We start from the raw sequence: 15904 nt of genomic DNA on the forward strand, positions 1-15904 counted from the left end.
TATTTTTTTTATAAAAAGATAATGATGATATTAATTCTGTTGTTTCCTTATAACGTCTTTTCAGAATAAGTTTATCTTTTGCTTTGATAATGACACGTTTTCTCTTTAAGGTCAACGTATATTTTTGACAGGTCTCTACTAGTTAAGGAAACATCAAAGTTCTTTTCTACATGTTTTCTTGCCTGTGTTGCAAACAGGTTATACTTGGCTTGATCCATTTCGTAAAAAGTTTGGATAAATTGTGCTAATTCATCAATGTTTTTTTCTTGCGCCAATAGCCCTGTCTCACCATGTATAACTTCATCCGGAATATCACAATGTCTTGTTGATATTATAGGCATACCTGTTGCTTGGGCATCAAGTAATACTACAGGCGCTCCTCCTTCACAATCCTTGTCTTGTGCATAGCAACTAGGATGTATAAAAACATGATAATTTTCCATGAAAGAATAAAGATTTTTGAAATCTATAGATTCTACAAAGAAAACTTTGTCTGTCGCGTTAGCTGCTCTCACCATCTCCTCAAGTTGGCTCCTCATGGGATCATTAATATTTCCTCCTACTAAAGTAAGCTCTGCATTGGGACACGTATATAAAGCATTTAAAAATGCTTTTACTGTAAAAACATGACCTTTTTTCTCCTTGAGAGAAGCAATCTGCAAAAGCTTCAATGTATTGGTTTCTTTTTTCCTAGAAGTAAAAGGAATTCTATCTATTTCGACTCCAAGTTTAATAATCTTTACTTTATGTACCGGGCAACCTTTGTCAATTAAGACCCTTGCACCATGGCTGCCCTCACAAATAAACAGGGCAGCTTCTTTAAACATCTGTTGATACCTTGATTCCCAAATTGGCTCTGTGAATGGAAGCATTTCATAATCATAACCATAGAAAGAAATAACATGAGGAACATTTAATCTTTTAGCAATATCATGATAGGCCCAAGCAGTAGGAGCAAAATGTGAATGCACAAAATCAACATCCTCAGAGTGCATCACTATATAGTCAGCAAAAAATTTTCTTATAACTTTGGTAAGAGCATTAAGAATTCTTATTGTGAAAATACTCTTTTCTGCAGGCTGTTTAAAAAAAGTAGCCGGAAACTCAATATATTTAAATTCTTTATTATAAAAATTACCTTTCAAAAAGGAGTTAGCAGTAATAATTATCTGAACGTCTGGCAAAAATGACAAGAGCCTAAACACCCAGTTTTCTGTAATTGGCAAATATCTTCCAAAACAATGCAAAACTTTCATTTTATTTTTTGATTTTTTTTAAATCCTCAATAAACTCTCTATTAAAGATATAGCTTATTACTAAATAAATTCCAAACCCTATAGTTCCAGTAATTGCTATTTTCAGGAAGGCTGTATTTACAATATCAACAAACCAATAACTAAAAAAACCAGCAATTAGAGCAATGATTAAAGGTAAAACTATAGTTTCAAAATACTCCCATGCTTTAACAGATATAAGTCTATTAACCTGAAAGTAAAAGTTGGGAAAAATCAAACCTATCTGCAATGCAACTTGCGCCCACATTATCCCATACATCCCCCATTTACTCCCTATAAACACACCTAAAGGCACTAAAGCCAATAGGCCTAAATTCCAATAGAATGCCATATCAGCCCTGCCTTTAGCCATTTGAAGAGAACCAACTGGATTAGCAGTAGATCTTATCATTGTATATACAGATAATATCTGTATCATTGGGGCAACACCATCCCATTTATTCCCATAAATGATTAAAACTATTGGCTGAACCAAGATAATTATTGCTAAATATATAGGGAAATTTAAAGATGAAGTAAACCTCATAGTTTTGAGGTATATATTTTTAAGAAGTGCTTCATCATCATTTACTTTAGCCATGACAGGCATTGTTACTTTCGTTATAATTGGATTTATAACTTGGAATGGCCTCATTGCCAAATTTTTGGCAACAGAATACAACCCAAGCTCATGAGTACTTACTAGCTTACCTATGATCATTATGTCTATCTGAGTATTAAAGTAATTCATAATCTGTTGACCCATTTGAAATAAGCCAAAGTTTATAAATTCTTTCACTTCTTTCCACTCAAAATGAAAACTTGGTCTGTATATTTTATTCCCTATAATTAATAAAAACACAGTATTAAAGATTGAACTTATAATAACAGAAAAAATCAATGAATATACTCCATAACCCGCAATTGCAAAACTCACAGCTGTCGCAAGAGAAATTAATTGACTAGCAATTTCTCTTTTTGCAAGAACACCAAATTTAAGTTGTTTAGTTAGTAGAACACTATATTGCGCACCAAAACTGCTTATAATAAAAGTACTAGCTATTAGTATAAGCAGAGGTATGAGCCTTTCATCATTATAAAAACTAGCTATCAAAGGACTAACTAGAGCAGTTATGAGAAAGAGCAAAGCACTACTTAACAGAGTTAACCAATAAAGAGTTGACATCTGAATTGCACTAATGTCTTTTCTGTAAATGATGGCATTACTTACACCCATGTCCTTGAAATTTGAAGCAAAGCCAATAACAACAGAAACTATGGCCATTAACCCGTAATCGGATGGTGATAAAAATCTGGCAAGAATAGCAAGCTGTATAAATTGAACAGAGACATTAATAATGTTAACAAGACTTGTCCATCGGACACCAGATACTGCCTGCTTTTGTAAATCCATTCAATAATGATACTAAGACAGTATTTCCCCTATTGACAAAGCGTTAAAACGAAAACTTTTGATATTAATCAGTTTTTTAATTTTAACAACCATTTTATAAACCGAGAATTCAGAGTAATCAACTCTGTAGCCTGTTTTTATAAACTCCTCGTCTTGCACAAATGTAACAGTATGCTCATCAAATTCTACAACACAACCATTTGGCAAATTGCCCTCATATTTATTTGTTACACTCTTAAGCGCTTTCGAAATAGAAACTTCTTGTGAGAAGATTATTTTTAAGCCTTTATTATTGTATGCGAATGCATTTCCTGCTCTTATTTTAGCACTTATCTGAAAGATGCTTTCTCTTTGAAAATAAACTTTCCTGTGAATTTGTCTATCATTCCTGAAATATGTGTATTCAGCTTCTTGCTCTACGGGCACCGCTCCTTCTATAAAAAAGCGCTCTACATCTTTTACTAGGCAAGGACTTTGCTTTTCTATCAAATTATAGAGTTCCCTGTAAGTAATATTATTTTGATCAAAATCAATCTTTCTTCTGGCAAGGATTGGTCCATTATCAAGCTTCTCTGTCATGTAATGGCATGAAATACCACCATACGCTTCTTTTGATGCAATAGTCCAATATACAGGGTGAGCACCTCTACATCTAGGTAAATAGGAAGGATGAAAATTAATAGCACCCTTTTTTGGAGCTGAGATAAGGTTACGGCTGAAGATTTGAGGATAAGCAACTGAAATAATCAAATCATAAGACATCACCACTTTTATCTCCTCTTCAGAGTTCACGTCATGAGTAAATCTGACACTTCCTTGGCTGATTTTGCTTATTAGTTCAGTAACTATCTTGGTTTTATTTTTGAAAACCTTATCAAATTGTTTATTCTTTGTGTAATCACATCCTTCTAAAGCTCCTTTGAAAATTCTCCAACGCTTGTTATCACCAAAGACTATTTCTTGCACATCAAATAATGAGCTTTCTAATAAAGGCAACAAATTTGCGACACCATATCTAGATAAATGTCCACAGTATAAAATTGTCTTAATTTTCATTTCTTGAAAAGAATCTTTTTATAGATTCAGCTATTTTTTCCTGGTCCTCCTTTTCTAATTCAAAGAACATAGGTAACCTCAGCAGCCTTTCGCTTTCTTTTGTAGTGAATAAATCCACTTCACTAAACAAGCCAAAAGATCCTCCAGCAGTAGCAGAGTGGAGAGGCACGTAATGAAAAACAGCCTGTATTCCTTTTTCTTTTAGAAAAGCAATAAGATGATCACGTTCTTCACCATTTGAAACTTTTAGGTAAAATATGTGTCCATTATGTCCAGTGCCCTTGGGAAGAGTTGGTAATTCAATTTTGCCTTCATCTGCTAGGGAAGAAAGCATTTCTTTATAATTACTCCATAGTTCTAGTCGCCTGGCTGTTACCTTTTCAACGTTCTCAAATTGAGCCAATAAAACCGCAGCATTTAATTCACTTGGCAGGTAACTGGATCCTACATCCACCCAAGTATATTTATCTACCTGCCCCCTTAGAAATCTTGATCTGTTTGTACCTTTCTCTCTAATTATTTCTGCTCTTTCGATAAACTTGTCATCATTTATAAGTAATGCTCCTCCTTCTCCACACTGAATATTTTTGGTCTCATGGAAGCTTAAACAACCTAGATGACCAATAGCTCCAAGTGGCTTACCTTTATAGGTGGCACCTATTCCCTGAGCTGCATCCTCTATGACTAATAAATTGTGTCTACGGGCAATATCCATAATTACATCCATTTCACAAGAAACGCCAGCATAATGGACAGGAACAATTACTTTAGTCTTAGCAGTGATTGCGGCTTCGATTTTGGTTTCATCAATATTCATTGTATCTGGCCGAACATCAACAAAAACAATTTTTGCCCCTCTTAACACAAAGGGATTAGCTGTCGAAACAAAAGTAAAAGAGGGCATTATTACTTCATCACCAGATTGCACCTCAGCTAAGATGGCAGCCATCTCAATGGCATGGGTACATGAAGTAGTCAGAAGAGCCCTTTTGGCTCCTGTCTTTTGTTCTAACCATTCATGGCTTCTTTTGGTGAATTCACCATCACCGCAGAACTTTGCCTTTACAAATACTTCCTCTAAATATTTCATTTCTGCCCCTACTACTAAAGGCTTATTAAATGGAATCATTTTTATACTACTTTTTACTAATTTACTTACTTTCATATCAATAGACAGCCTGGTTCTATTAGCAGCATCTTGATATTCACGGTGTTTTCAAAAATTCCTTGCCTGAATTGGCGCATCTTTCACGTGCTCTTGGAAGTACTCCAGGGTCCTCCTGAGCCCCTCGGCGCGGGAGACCTGGGGTTCCCAGCCCAGCAGGGCCTTGGCCTTGGAGATGTCGGGCCTTCTTTTCTGAGGATCATTTTCAGGTAAAGGTTGGTACCCTAATTTCAGCTCCACGCCGGTCAGCTTGCAGATCTCCTCGGCGAACTCCTTTATCGTCACCTCGCTGGGGTTGCCGATGTTCACCGGCAGGGCGTAGTCGCTCAGCAGCAACCGGTAGATGCCCTCGATGAGGTCGTCCACGTAGCAGAAGGAGCGCGTCTGGGAGCCGTCCCCGAAGATGCTCAGCTCCTCCCCTCTCAGCGCCTGGCCCATGAAGGCGGGCAGCACGCGGCCGTCGTTGAGGCGCATGCGCGGGCCGTAGGTGTTGAAGATCCGCACAATCCTGGTCTCCAGCCCGTGGTGGGTGTGGTAGGCCATGGTGATGGCCTCCTGGAAGCGCTTGGCCTCGTCGTAGCAGCCACGTGGCCCTACTGGATTCACATTGCCCCAGTACTCCTCCACCTGTGGGTGAATCTCAGGATCTCCATAAACCTCGGAAGTTGAAGCAATAATCAGCCTTGCACCTTTCGCTCTAGCCAACCCCAGTAAATTATGGGTTCCCAATGATCCAACTTTTAGGGTTTGGATTGGAATTTTTAGGTAATCAATAGGTGATGCCGGAGAAGCGAAGTGCAAAATATAGTCTAAATGCCCAGGCACATGCACATATTTAGAGACATCATGATTATAGTACTCAAACTGTTCTAATTTGAACAGATGTTCTATATTCTTCAGGTCACCAGTAATAAGGTTATCCATGGCAATGACATGGTATCCTTCCTTGATGAAGCGATCACAAAGGTGTGATCCCAAAAACCCGGCAGCCCCAGTAATTAATACGCGTTTTCTATCTTTACTCATGCTTAGTTAGTCATTTCAATTACTGGTTGCACCTCTTTGACACCAATGCCATAGTAAGCGAAACCTTGCTCCTGCAGCTCTTTGGCCTCATAGATATTACGACCGTCTATAATTACTTTATTTTTAAGCAGCTTACCTATTACTTGGAAATTAGGTGAGCGGAAATCTGGCCATTCTGTAACAATCAATAATGCATCAGCATCAATTAAGGCCTCGTACTCATCCTGGGCGTATTCCACCTTTTCGTTTTCTCCAATCATGTGCTTCGCCTCTTTGATCGCCACCGGGTCATAGGCCTTTACACTGGCACCTTCGGCTAAAAGCTTCTCAATGATCACCAAAGAAGGTGCCTCGCGCATATCATCGGTTTTAGGCTTGAAGGAAAGTCCCCATAGCGCGAAGGTTTTCCCGGCAAGATCCCCACCAAAGTGTTTCATCACCTTGTTGAAAAGTACTTCTTTTTGGTTCTCGTTCACAGATTCTACAGCCTGTAGGATTTGCATCTGGTATCCATTCTCAGCAGCAGTTTTGATCAGGGCTTTCACATCCTTAGGGAAGCAAGAGCCTCCATAACCAATGCCTGGGTAGATAAATTTGTTCCCGATGCGGGAATCAGAGCCAATTCCACGACGTACCATGTTTACATCGGCCCCCATTATCTCACACAAGTTGGCGATGTCGTTCATGAAGCTGATCTTGGTGGCTAGCATAGAGTTTGCCGCGTACTTGGTCATCTCCGCCGAAGGCACATCCATGAAAATAATAGGGTGACCGTTCAACAAAAAAGGCTTGTAAAGCTTGCGCATGACCTCCTCGGCCTGCTCGCTCTCCACCCCGATCACAATTCTGTCGGGCTTTAGGAAATCATCAATAGCTGCTCCTTCTTTCAGGAATTCTGGGTTGGATGCTACGTCGAAAGAAAGTTTAGACCCTCTCTTCTCTAACTCTTCGGCCACCGCTTGCTTTACTTTATTAGCTGTTCCTACTGGTACGGTGCTCTTGGTCACCACAACCAAGTAGTCGTTCATGTGCTGGCCAATCTCCCGGGCCACGCCTAACACATATTTCAAATCTGCGGAGCCATCTTCGCCCGGAGGGGTACCTACAGCGATAAAAGCCGCGTCACACCCTTGAATAGCAGTAGCCAAGTCTGTGGAAAAATGCAACCGGTCTTTTGCGACGTTCCGCATCACCATTTCTTCGAGACCTGGCTCGTAAATAGGCAAGATGCCCTGCTTAAGATCCTCAATCTTTTTAACGTTGACATCAATACAAGTTACATCAATACCTACTTCTGCGAAGCAAGTACCTGTTACCAGGCCCACGTAGCCTGTTCCTACTACTGCAATTTTCATGGGAGAATTTTAAATGTTAAGATTGTTCAAGTGCTACTCTAGATAATAAAGGACTTTGATTCTTATTAAGCCATCCACTTCTTCCACCAATGCTGGAATACGACCAAGGCCCAAATGCGGGCGTGAATGTCGCCTGGGTTTTTAGAGAAAAGCTGGGCTTTCAGCCGCTGGATCTCTTTAAGGTTGAAAATTCCTTGGGCTTCAATAAAGGCATCTGACAACAAATCATCCATGATCATAGGCCGAAGTTCGTTTTGGAACCATTTTAGCAAAGGAACCTCAAAACCATGTTTCGGGCGTTTGTACAGTTCTGCGGGAAGCATCTCGCGGAAGGCATCCTGCACGATCTTCTTCTTCATGTTGCCGTCAATCTTGGAGGACTGCGGCAAGGAGAAAGCGAAGTTCACGACTTTGTAATCCAGGAAGGGCGTTCGCACCTCTAAGCTGTTAGCCATGGACATGAGATCCACCTTGGTGAGCATGTCATTGGGCAGTACGAGTTGCATATCGGTTAAGAGCACCTCGTTTATATCCCCTTTATGCGAAAGGTGGCTTAAAATCTTTTGGCGCCGCTTCTTATAGACATCTTTAGAGAGGATCTTTTTAGACCTTCCGCTGAGCAAAGATTTAGCGTCTTCTTCGGTGGCGAAGGAGGCCCAGCGCCAATAGCGGTCTTTAGCCGAAAGGTTCATTCCCTCGCCAAAACGCTGGAACTGCCGGATTCGATTTCCGAAGGAAGAATTCCTTGATTTTGGCATCATTTCCCAAACCGGCAGCAAAGCAGCCACTGCTTCGGCAGCAAATCCACCTTGGCGGACTTTGTACTCAGCCATGTGCTTGTTATAGCCGGCAAAGAGTTCATCTGCACCATCGCCTGATAAGGCTACGGTCACTTTCTGGCGGGTGTAGTGACTCAGGATATTCACGGCAAGGGCTGAAGAATCAGCGAAAGGCTCATCTATGTAATCGAGTGCCCGGAAGAGATGCTCGTACAAATCATTGTTGGTAAGCGAGAAGACTGTATGGTTGGTCTTATATTTGTCAGCGACCAATTTGGAGTACTTGGTCTCGTCAAAGAAAGGCTCGTCTTTATACCCGATGGAAAAGGTATTCAGGTGTTGCGTATGGCGAGAAGCCAAGGCCACAATCGCCGATGAATCAATCCCGCCGCTCAGGAAAGCGCCTAAAGGAACATCGGAGATCATGCGGCGCTGCACCGCACCATCCATCAAGTCAACCAGTTTTTTTTGCTGCGCCTCATAAGAAAGGGCGTTGTGCTTTACCTTTTTCTCGTCGTATGGAATCTTGTACCACCGCTTTACTTCCACTTTACCTTTCTTACCTACCATAAAGTAATGGCCCGGCATCAGCTTTTTGACGCCTTTGAAGATGGAAGCAGGAGCAGGAATGTAATTTAGCTGCAGGTACTCATACAAAGAGGCATAATCTAGTTTACGCGGAATCCCAAACGCCAACAGTGACTTCATCTCGGAGGCAAAAACCAGTTTTTCCTCATCCTGGAACATCAATAGCGGCTTTACGCCATAGCGATCCCGGGCTACGAACAGGGTTTCTTCCTCTTTATCGTAGATGGCGAAAGCGAAAAAGCCGTTCAGTTTCTTCAGGAAAGAAGGACCTTCTTCTATATAGTACTTCAGCAACACCTCCGTATCAGAATGCGAGAAGAAGGTGTATCCTTTCTCTAACAGTTGCTTTTTAAGCTCCTGAAAGTTAAAGATTTCGCCATTGAAGACAATGGTATAGCGTTCGTTTTCTGTATGCATGGGCTGGCAAGCCACATCACTCACATCGATGATGGATAGGCGCCGATGGCCTAACCCTACGTTTCCGTGGGTAAAATGCCCGCCGGAGTCTGGGCCGCGCAGTTGAAGCGCGTCAGTTGAGTCTGGTAAACGTTCGATGGCCAAACGGCCCTCCTGAGTAAAAGCGTAGATTCCTGATATACCGCACATATTGCCGCAAAGGTACGACATATCCTTGAGATGGTTTTACTATATCGGATAGATTATACTTCGCCTTACAAATGCATTCCTCTCTAAAGCCTAAAAACTGTTTCAAATATCTAATTATCAGTGATTTAATTAACAAAAAACAAATTATTAAGAATTTATCCTTGATTTTAACTTTTTATATCACCATTTGTGTTTTTTGATAATTTTATAATTAATCCAAGCAAAACGTCTTCAGTTAATTCCACCCAGAATTTTCCACTGCATCAAACTTTGTTGCAGTAGGATAATTAGAATGTCCTATAAACAGGTCATAAACGAACAGTAGCTCACATTAAGCAAGTCCTTATTGAGACATACATCCTGCACTTTATGAAACCGCGGCAGGCTCCCTCTTCCTTCAACACGAAACTATGGGCATTAATAAAGAAAGGGTTTACCACCTGTTTGTGGCAAACCCTTTCTTGTCTGTTTTTGAAAAACAGGTTTAGAACGCCCTGTGCTCCACTTCGGCCACGTGGACGTTCTCGCGGAAGTACTCCAGGGTGCGTCTGAGGCCCTCGGCCCGGGACACCTTGGGTTCCCAGCCCAGGATGGCCTTGGCCTTGGTGATGTCGGGTCTCCTTTTCTGCGGGTCGTTCTCCGGCAGGGGCTGGTAGCCCAGTTTGAACTCCACCCCGGTCAGGCGGCAGATCTCCTCGGCGAACTCCTTTATGGTCACCTCGCTCGGGTTGCCGATGTTCACCGGCAGGGCGTAGTCGCTCAAGAGCAGCCGGTAGATGCCCTCCACCAGGTCGTCCACGTAGCAGAAGGAGCGCGTCTGGGAGCCGTCCCCGAAGATAGAGAGCTCCTCGCCCCTGAGCGCCTGGCCCATGAAGGCGGGCAGCACGCGGCCGTCGTTGAGGCGCATGCGGGGGCCGTAGGTGTTGAAGATCCGCACGATGCGGGTCTCCAGCCCGTGGTGCATGTGGTAGGCCATGGTGATGGCCTCCTGGAAGCGCTTGGCCTCGTCGTAGCAGCCCCTGGGCCCGACGGGGTTCACGTTCCCCCAGTACTCCTCCACCTGCGGGTGCACCTCCGGGTCGCCGTACACCTCCGAGGTGGAGGCGATCAGCATCCGCGCGCCCTTCGCCCGCGCAAGGCCCAGGAGGTTGTGCGTGCCCAGGGAGCCGACCTTCAGCGTCTGGATCGGGATCTTGAGGTAGTCGATCGGCGAGGCCGGCGAGGCGAAGTGCAGGATGTAGTCCAGCCCCCCCGGCACGTGCACGTACTTGGACACGTCGTGGTTGTAGAACTCGAACTGCTCTAACTTAAATAGGTGCTCGACGTTTTTGAGGTCGCCCGTGATGAGGTTGTCCATCCCGATGACGTGGTAGCCCTCGTCTATGAAGCGGTCGCACAAGTGCGAGCCCAAAAACCCCGCGGCGCCGGTGATGAGTACGCGTTTTCTATCCGTTTTTGCCATTGTAAGCCAAAAGTAGCGTCTGTTATTGGTAAGCCTTCCCGTTGGGAAGCGATCCTTTGTTTAGTTGGTGGTCTCCACGATGGGCAGCACCTCCTTCACCCCGATGCCGTAGTAGCAGAAGCCCAGCTCCTGCAGCTCCTTGGCCTCGTAGATGTTGCGGCCGTCGATGATGACCTTGCTTTTCAGCAGCTTGCCGATGACCTGGAAGTTGGGCGAGCGGAACTCGGGCCACTCGGTCACGACCAGCAGCGCGTCCGCGTCGATGAGCGCCTCGTACTCGTCCTTGGCGTAGGTGACCCTGTCGTTCTCCCCGATCATGTGCCGGGCCTCCTTGATGGCCACCGGGTCGTAGGCCACCACGCTGGCACCCTCGGCCAGGAGCCTGTCAATGATCACCAGCGAGGGCGCCTCGCGCATGTCGTCGGTCTTGGGCTTGAAGGAGAGTCCCCACAGAGCGAAGGTCTTGCCGCTGATGTCCCCCGAGAAGTGGCGCATCACCTTGTTGAAGAGCACCTCCTTCTGGTTCTCGTTCACCGACTCGACCGATTTGAGGATCTGCATGGTGTAGCCGTTCTCCTCGGCCGTCTTGATGAGCGCCTTCACGTCCTTGGGGAAGCAGGAGCCCCCGTAGCCGATGCCCGGGTAGATGAACTTGTTGCCGATGCGGCTATCCGAGCCGATGCCGCGGCGCACCATGTTCACGTCCGCCCCCATCAGCTCGCACAGGTTGGCGATGTCGTTCATGAAGCTGATCTTGGTGGCCAGCATCGAGTTGGCCGCGTACTTGGTCATCTCCGCCGAGGGCACGTCCATGAAGATGATCGGGTGCCCGTTCAATAGGAACGGCTTGTAGAGCTTGCGCATCACCTCCTCGGCCTGCTCGCTCTCCACGCCGATGACAATCCGGTCGGGCTTGAGGAAGTCGTCGATCGCGGCGCCCTCCTTGAGGAACTCGGGGTTGGAGGCCACGTCGAAGGCCAGGCCAGAGCCTCTCTTCTCTAATTCCTCTGTAACCGCCTGCTTCACCTTTTGGGCCGTGCCCACCGGCACGGTGCTCTTGGTCACCACCACCAGGTAGTCGTCCATGCGCTGGCCGATCTCCCGGGCCACGCCCAGCACGTACTTCAGGTCCGCCGAGCCGTCCTCCCCCGGGGGCGTGCCCACCGCGATGAAGGCCGCGTCGCAGCCCTGGATGGCCGAGCCCAGGTCCGTGGAGAACTGCAGGCGCCCCTTCTCCACGTTGCGCAGCACCATCTCCTCCAGCCCCGGCTCGTAGATGGGCAGCACGCCCTGCTTCAGATCCTCGATCTTTTTTACATTGACGTCGATGCAGGTCACGTCGATGCCAACCTCGGCGAAGCACGTGCCCGTCACCAGGCCCACGTAACCAGTGCCTACTACTGCGATTCTCATAATAGATATATTAGAATTATACTTTATTTAAACTAAAAACGGGTTACCCTTACGATTTCTTTATACAAACATACCCGTATTCTAATCAAAAGCAAAAAAAGTTACAACGCTTCTATATTTCACACAAATTGACTAGTATATTTTTGGTACATTTCTTGAAAATTGCATAATAAAATCAATCCAAAGCTTTCAAATTAGTAATTATCTATCTCTTTCCAACGTTTGCATTATATAATTTAATAAATTAAATTTTTTATTGCATATTACCATCACAACTGTAACTTTGTTTCACTTCATAAAGCGTCAGTATCTCATTATTTTACTCAAGTTTTAGATTATGAATTATTTATCTGAGAACACATTTGTAGTTGTAATGGCTGGCGGAGTTGGCAGCAGGTTTTGGCCTTTCAGCAGAAACAACTACCCAAAACAGTTCCACGATGTTCTAGGCATTGGGGAAAGCATGATTCAAACTACCGTAAAACGTTTTTTCTCAGTTTGCCCTAAAGAAAACATCTACATAGTAACAAACAGAGAGTATAAGGATTTAGTAAAGAGCCATTTCCCTGACTTAAGTGACGACCAGATTTTACAGGAACCAGTTGGCAGGAACACTGCTCCATGTATTGCCTATGCCTGTTACAAGATAGCTCAGAAGAATCCGCTAGCCAACATAATAGTAGCCCCTGCAGACCATGTCATTTTACGGGAGCAAGCCTTTCTGGAATGCATTGACCAAGGCTTGGAAGTAGCAACCAGAGAAAAGATCTTAGTAACTATTGGCATTAAACCCACCCGCCCCGATACAGGGTATGGCTACATCCAATACCAGCCCAATGCTTCCGAATTATCAAAGAAGGTAACAAATTTTACAGAGAAGCCTTCTTTAGAAACTGCCCTTTCCTTCTTAGAGGGCGGTGATTTTGTCTGGAACGCTGGAATTTTTATCTGGAACGTAAATTCTATTCTGGATGCCTTTAGAACCCACCTGAAAGATGTGGCAGATCTTTTCGAGGAAGACCCAACATCCTTCTACACTTCTCAGGAAGAAGCGTTCATAGACTCCATTTACTCCCGCTGCCGCAATGTATCTATTGACTATGGCATTATGGAAAAAGCCGCTAATGTGCAGGTAATTTTGGGGGATCTGGGATGGTCAGACGTTGGCACCTGGAATTCTCTTTACAGCATTGCCTCCAAAACCCCCGAGGGGAATGTAGTGGATGGGGACACCATGTTATATGACACCCAAAACTGCATTATTAAAACCCCGCAAGATAAACTTGTCGTCATTCAGGGGTTACAAGACTATATTGTTGCAGAGCACAACAATGTCCTGATGATCTGCCAGCGGAAAAACGAGCAACAAGTGAAGGATTTTGTCTCCCATGTAAAGGCAAGTAAAGGGATTGAATACGTTTAGTTCTTTCCTAAAAACATAGCACCACCCTTATAAGAGACTCTACTCTCAAAAAGGCCATCGTTTTAAGGAGGTAAGCTATTCCCTTCGGTTAATCACTTTTTATGTGCCCCTTGAATACTTTCAGCCGAAGGGGTTCAAGGGGCACATTTCTTAGGATGCTGCCTTTGCCAGGGAATAGTGCCTAGAACCAATGCTGCAGTACAATCAAAACAAACGTCTGCCCATTGTTAAAATTTCGCAGATGGCCAAAGGTTTTGAGTTTGTATCCGAAATTCACCCAAGTCGTTATGGCAGAAAACGAGTGTTCCCTTTCTACCTTACTGAAAGTTGTACCACTTCACAAGGGCATGGTGGAACTGTTGCAGGCAGATCAACCTATCACTTGAAACACTTCTCTATGACCTACAACAGCCTTTGTGCGTTCAGCAACAGGTTTTATTAAACAGTGCCCCATCCAACCGACTTTCGGTAAATCCGGCAAAAACTGCAGGTTTAAGGTAACTTTCCGGAAAACAGGTCTAAAACTAAAACCAGAAAAAAATTCCTGAAAAACCTGCGTCTTTTCAGAAGGCACTCCGTCTTCGGGGCAAACATCTAATAACTTTCAAAACTATCGCCATGAAAAGAATGCATGTAAACATCAGCGTAAGCAATCTGCAGGAATCTGTGGACTTCTATTCCGCCCTTTTTGCTGCCGAGCCAACTGTCCTGAAACAAGACTATGCCAAATGGATGCTGGAAGATCCACGGGTGAACTTCGCACTCTCGGAACATGGAACGCAGATAGGCATCGAGCACTTGGGCATCCAAGCCGAAACACCCGAAGAAATGCTTGAGATTTATAGTCGCTTGGAGAAGGCGAAAGGCATTATTCAGGAGGAGGGAACTACCACTTGCTGCTACGCTCAGTCTGAGAAGTCTTGGATCAAAGATCCGCAAGGCGTGGAATGGGAAACATTTTATACATTTGGAGAAGCCACCAAATACAGCGGTGAGATTCAGGAAACGGCTTGCTGCGCCGCTACCTGTTGCCCCCCGGCCAGCGCTTAGTTTGTTAAAGCAAACCCTCTCAAACCATGGAAACCCTTACTTCAGTTTCACTACAACCTTTGCAGGAAAAGCATTATCCCCTGGTAAAAGCTATCTATGAGCAAGGCATCAGCACCCAGAATGCCACTTTGGAGACTACGGCACCTGATTGGGACAAGTGGAACGCGGGGCATCTCTCCCACAGCCGACTGGTTGCCCTAGACTCAGGCGGCAATGTAGCTGGGTGGGCCGCTTTAAGCCCGGTTTCCGGAAGGTGCGTGTATGGCGGAGTAGCCGAGGTAAGTGTATACCTAGATGAGGAGTACCGTGGAAAAGGCATTGGGCAGACCCTGTTACAGGAACTGGTGACCTCTTCTGAAGCCAACGGTATCTGGACGCTTCAGGCCGGCATACTAAAGGAAAACGAGGCTAGTGTGGCCTTGCACCTGAAATGCGGGTTCAGGGTAGTAGGGCTGCGCGAGCGCCTCGGTCAATTGAATGGACATTGGCGAGACACTTACCTACTGGAGCGAAGAAGCACCACTGTAGGGGTTTAACTTCTAACTAGGATTCTCATTTCAGGCCTGTTTTGCCGAAAACAGGCCTGAAACGAGGTTTATTCATCACATAAAAGCAATCTATGTGTCCTGAAACTAAATCTTGCGCCTCACCCACCACTACCTGCGGTACCAATGCTATGGAAGATCCATGTGCTGCAGTTGTTCCTATGTTTCTCACCTACCAGGAGGCGCTACAAGGCTTCATCCGTAAACGGGTCCTGAACCAAGCCGATGCTGAGGATCTTTCACAGCAAGTCTTGTTGAAGGTGCATCACCACTGCGAAACTTTACCGAAGGTACGCAATGTGCGGGCGTGGCTATATGAGATTACCCGTCACGTGGTACATGATTTCTACCGGGCTCGCCAGCGCGAAGCCTACCTCTCTGAAGATTATGATTTGCCCTCTCCTTCGCTCCAGACCAATCCAGCGCAAGAACTAGCCGATTGCGTGGTACCCCTGCTCCACCTGCTTCCTACTGAATATGCCGAACCGCTGCGCCTGAGTGATCTGGAAGGCGTTCCGCAGCAGGAAATTGCCGACAGGTTGGGGCTTACTCTTTCCGGAGCAAAGTCCCGAGTGCAACGGGCAAGAGAGAAACTGAAGGCAGTTTTCCTGGAGTGCTGCCACTTGGAACTGGATCGGCAAGGCCGTCTTATCAGTGCCGAGATCAGGCCCGATTGTAAGGCGCTGCAGCATTGCGCTACTTGACCGAAGAAGAAACTTTTCACGTTTTAGGGCCTATTTTATGAAAA

At 45.0% G+C, this 15904-nt stretch carries 13 protein-coding genes; 4 read left to right on the forward strand and 9 right to left on the reverse strand.

Annotated elements, in window-relative coordinates:
• Nucleotides 1-71 precede the first annotated feature (71 nt).
• The 9 genes from EFB08_RS12955 to EFB08_RS12995 all read right to left on the reverse strand — a co-directional run bounded on the left by EFB08_RS12955 (nt 72) and on the right by EFB08_RS12995 (nt 12138).
• Entirely contained in the window at nt 72-1256 is a 1185-nt protein-coding gene (locus tag EFB08_RS12955; protein WP_123127387.1) for a glycosyltransferase family 4 protein, read from the reverse strand.
• A gap of 1 nt (nt 1257) precedes the next feature.
• Nucleotides 1258-2688 (reverse strand): MOP flippase family protein, encoded by a 1431-nt coding sequence (locus EFB08_RS12960; RefSeq protein ID WP_123127388.1) that lies wholly within the window; start codon nt 2686-2688, stop codon nt 1258-1260.
• A gap of 12 nt (nt 2689-2700) precedes the next feature.
• Nucleotides 2701-3744 (reverse strand): methionyl-tRNA formyltransferase, encoded by a 1044-nt coding sequence (locus EFB08_RS12965; protein ID WP_123127389.1) that lies wholly within the window; start codon nt 3742-3744, stop codon nt 2701-2703.
• Nucleotides 3734-4909, reverse strand: a complete 1176-nt coding sequence (rffA, locus tag EFB08_RS12970) for a dTDP-4-amino-4,6-dideoxygalactose transaminase (RefSeq protein ID WP_227006328.1) — start codon at nt 4907-4909, stop codon at nt 3734-3736. Before rffA ends, EFB08_RS12965 begins: the two co-directional genes overlap by 11 nt.
• A gap of 51 nt (nt 4910-4960) precedes the next feature.
• On the reverse strand, nt 4961-5935 hold the full coding sequence (locus tag EFB08_RS12975; protein ID WP_123127390.1) for a UDP-glucuronic acid decarboxylase family protein: 975 nt from the start codon (nt 5933-5935) through the stop codon (nt 4961-4963).
• 2 nt (nt 5936-5937) lie between these two features.
• The gene (locus EFB08_RS12980; protein ID WP_123127391.1) at nt 5938-7290 is read right to left on the reverse strand and encodes a UDP-glucose dehydrogenase family protein; all 1353 of its coding nucleotides are present in this window, start codon (nt 7288-7290) and stop codon (nt 5938-5940) included.
• A gap of 65 nt (nt 7291-7355) precedes the next feature.
• Nucleotides 7356-9263, reverse strand: coding sequence for an asparagine synthase (glutamine-hydrolyzing) (asnB, locus tag EFB08_RS12985; protein WP_123127392.1), 1908 nt, complete (start codon nt 9261-9263; stop codon nt 7356-7358).
• Nucleotides 9264-9747: 484 nt separating this feature from the next.
• Nucleotides 9748-10725, reverse strand: a complete 978-nt coding sequence (locus EFB08_RS12990; protein ID WP_123127393.1) for a UDP-glucuronic acid decarboxylase family protein — start codon at nt 10723-10725, stop codon at nt 9748-9750.
• 60 nt (nt 10726-10785) lie between these two features.
• Nucleotides 10786-12138, reverse strand: coding sequence for a UDP-glucose dehydrogenase family protein (locus EFB08_RS12995; protein WP_123127394.1), 1353 nt, complete (start codon nt 12136-12138; stop codon nt 10786-10788).
• A gap of 337 nt (nt 12139-12475) precedes the next feature.
• On the opposite strand from EFB08_RS12995, the gene EFB08_RS13000 reads away from it, so the two are divergent.
• From EFB08_RS13000 to sigZ, 4 genes are all read left to right on the forward strand, one after another.
• A complete protein-coding gene (locus EFB08_RS13000) occupies nt 12476-13561 on the forward strand; it encodes a mannose-1-phosphate guanylyltransferase (RefSeq protein ID WP_227006329.1) in 1086 nt (361 codons plus the stop codon).
• A 618-nt stretch (nt 13562-14179) separates the two neighbouring features.
• Complete coding sequence (locus EFB08_RS13005; protein WP_123127396.1) at nt 14180-14611, forward strand: ArsI/CadI family heavy metal resistance metalloenzyme; 432 nt, start codon at nt 14180-14182, stop codon at nt 14609-14611.
• Between the two features lie 26 nt (nt 14612-14637).
• Entirely contained in the window at nt 14638-15147 is a 510-nt protein-coding gene (locus EFB08_RS13010; RefSeq protein WP_123127397.1) for a GNAT family N-acetyltransferase, read from the forward strand.
• 83 nt (nt 15148-15230) lie between these two features.
• Nucleotides 15231-15860 (forward strand): RNA polymerase sigma factor SigZ, encoded by a 630-nt coding sequence (sigZ, locus tag EFB08_RS13015; RefSeq protein ID WP_123127398.1) that lies wholly within the window; start codon nt 15231-15233, stop codon nt 15858-15860.
• Nucleotides 15861-15904 lie beyond the last annotated feature (44 nt).

The sequence above is a fragment of the Rufibacter latericius genome, assembly GCF_003721515.1.
Taxonomy (GTDB): domain Bacteria; phylum Bacteroidota; class Bacteroidia; order Cytophagales; family Hymenobacteraceae; genus Nibribacter; species Nibribacter latericius.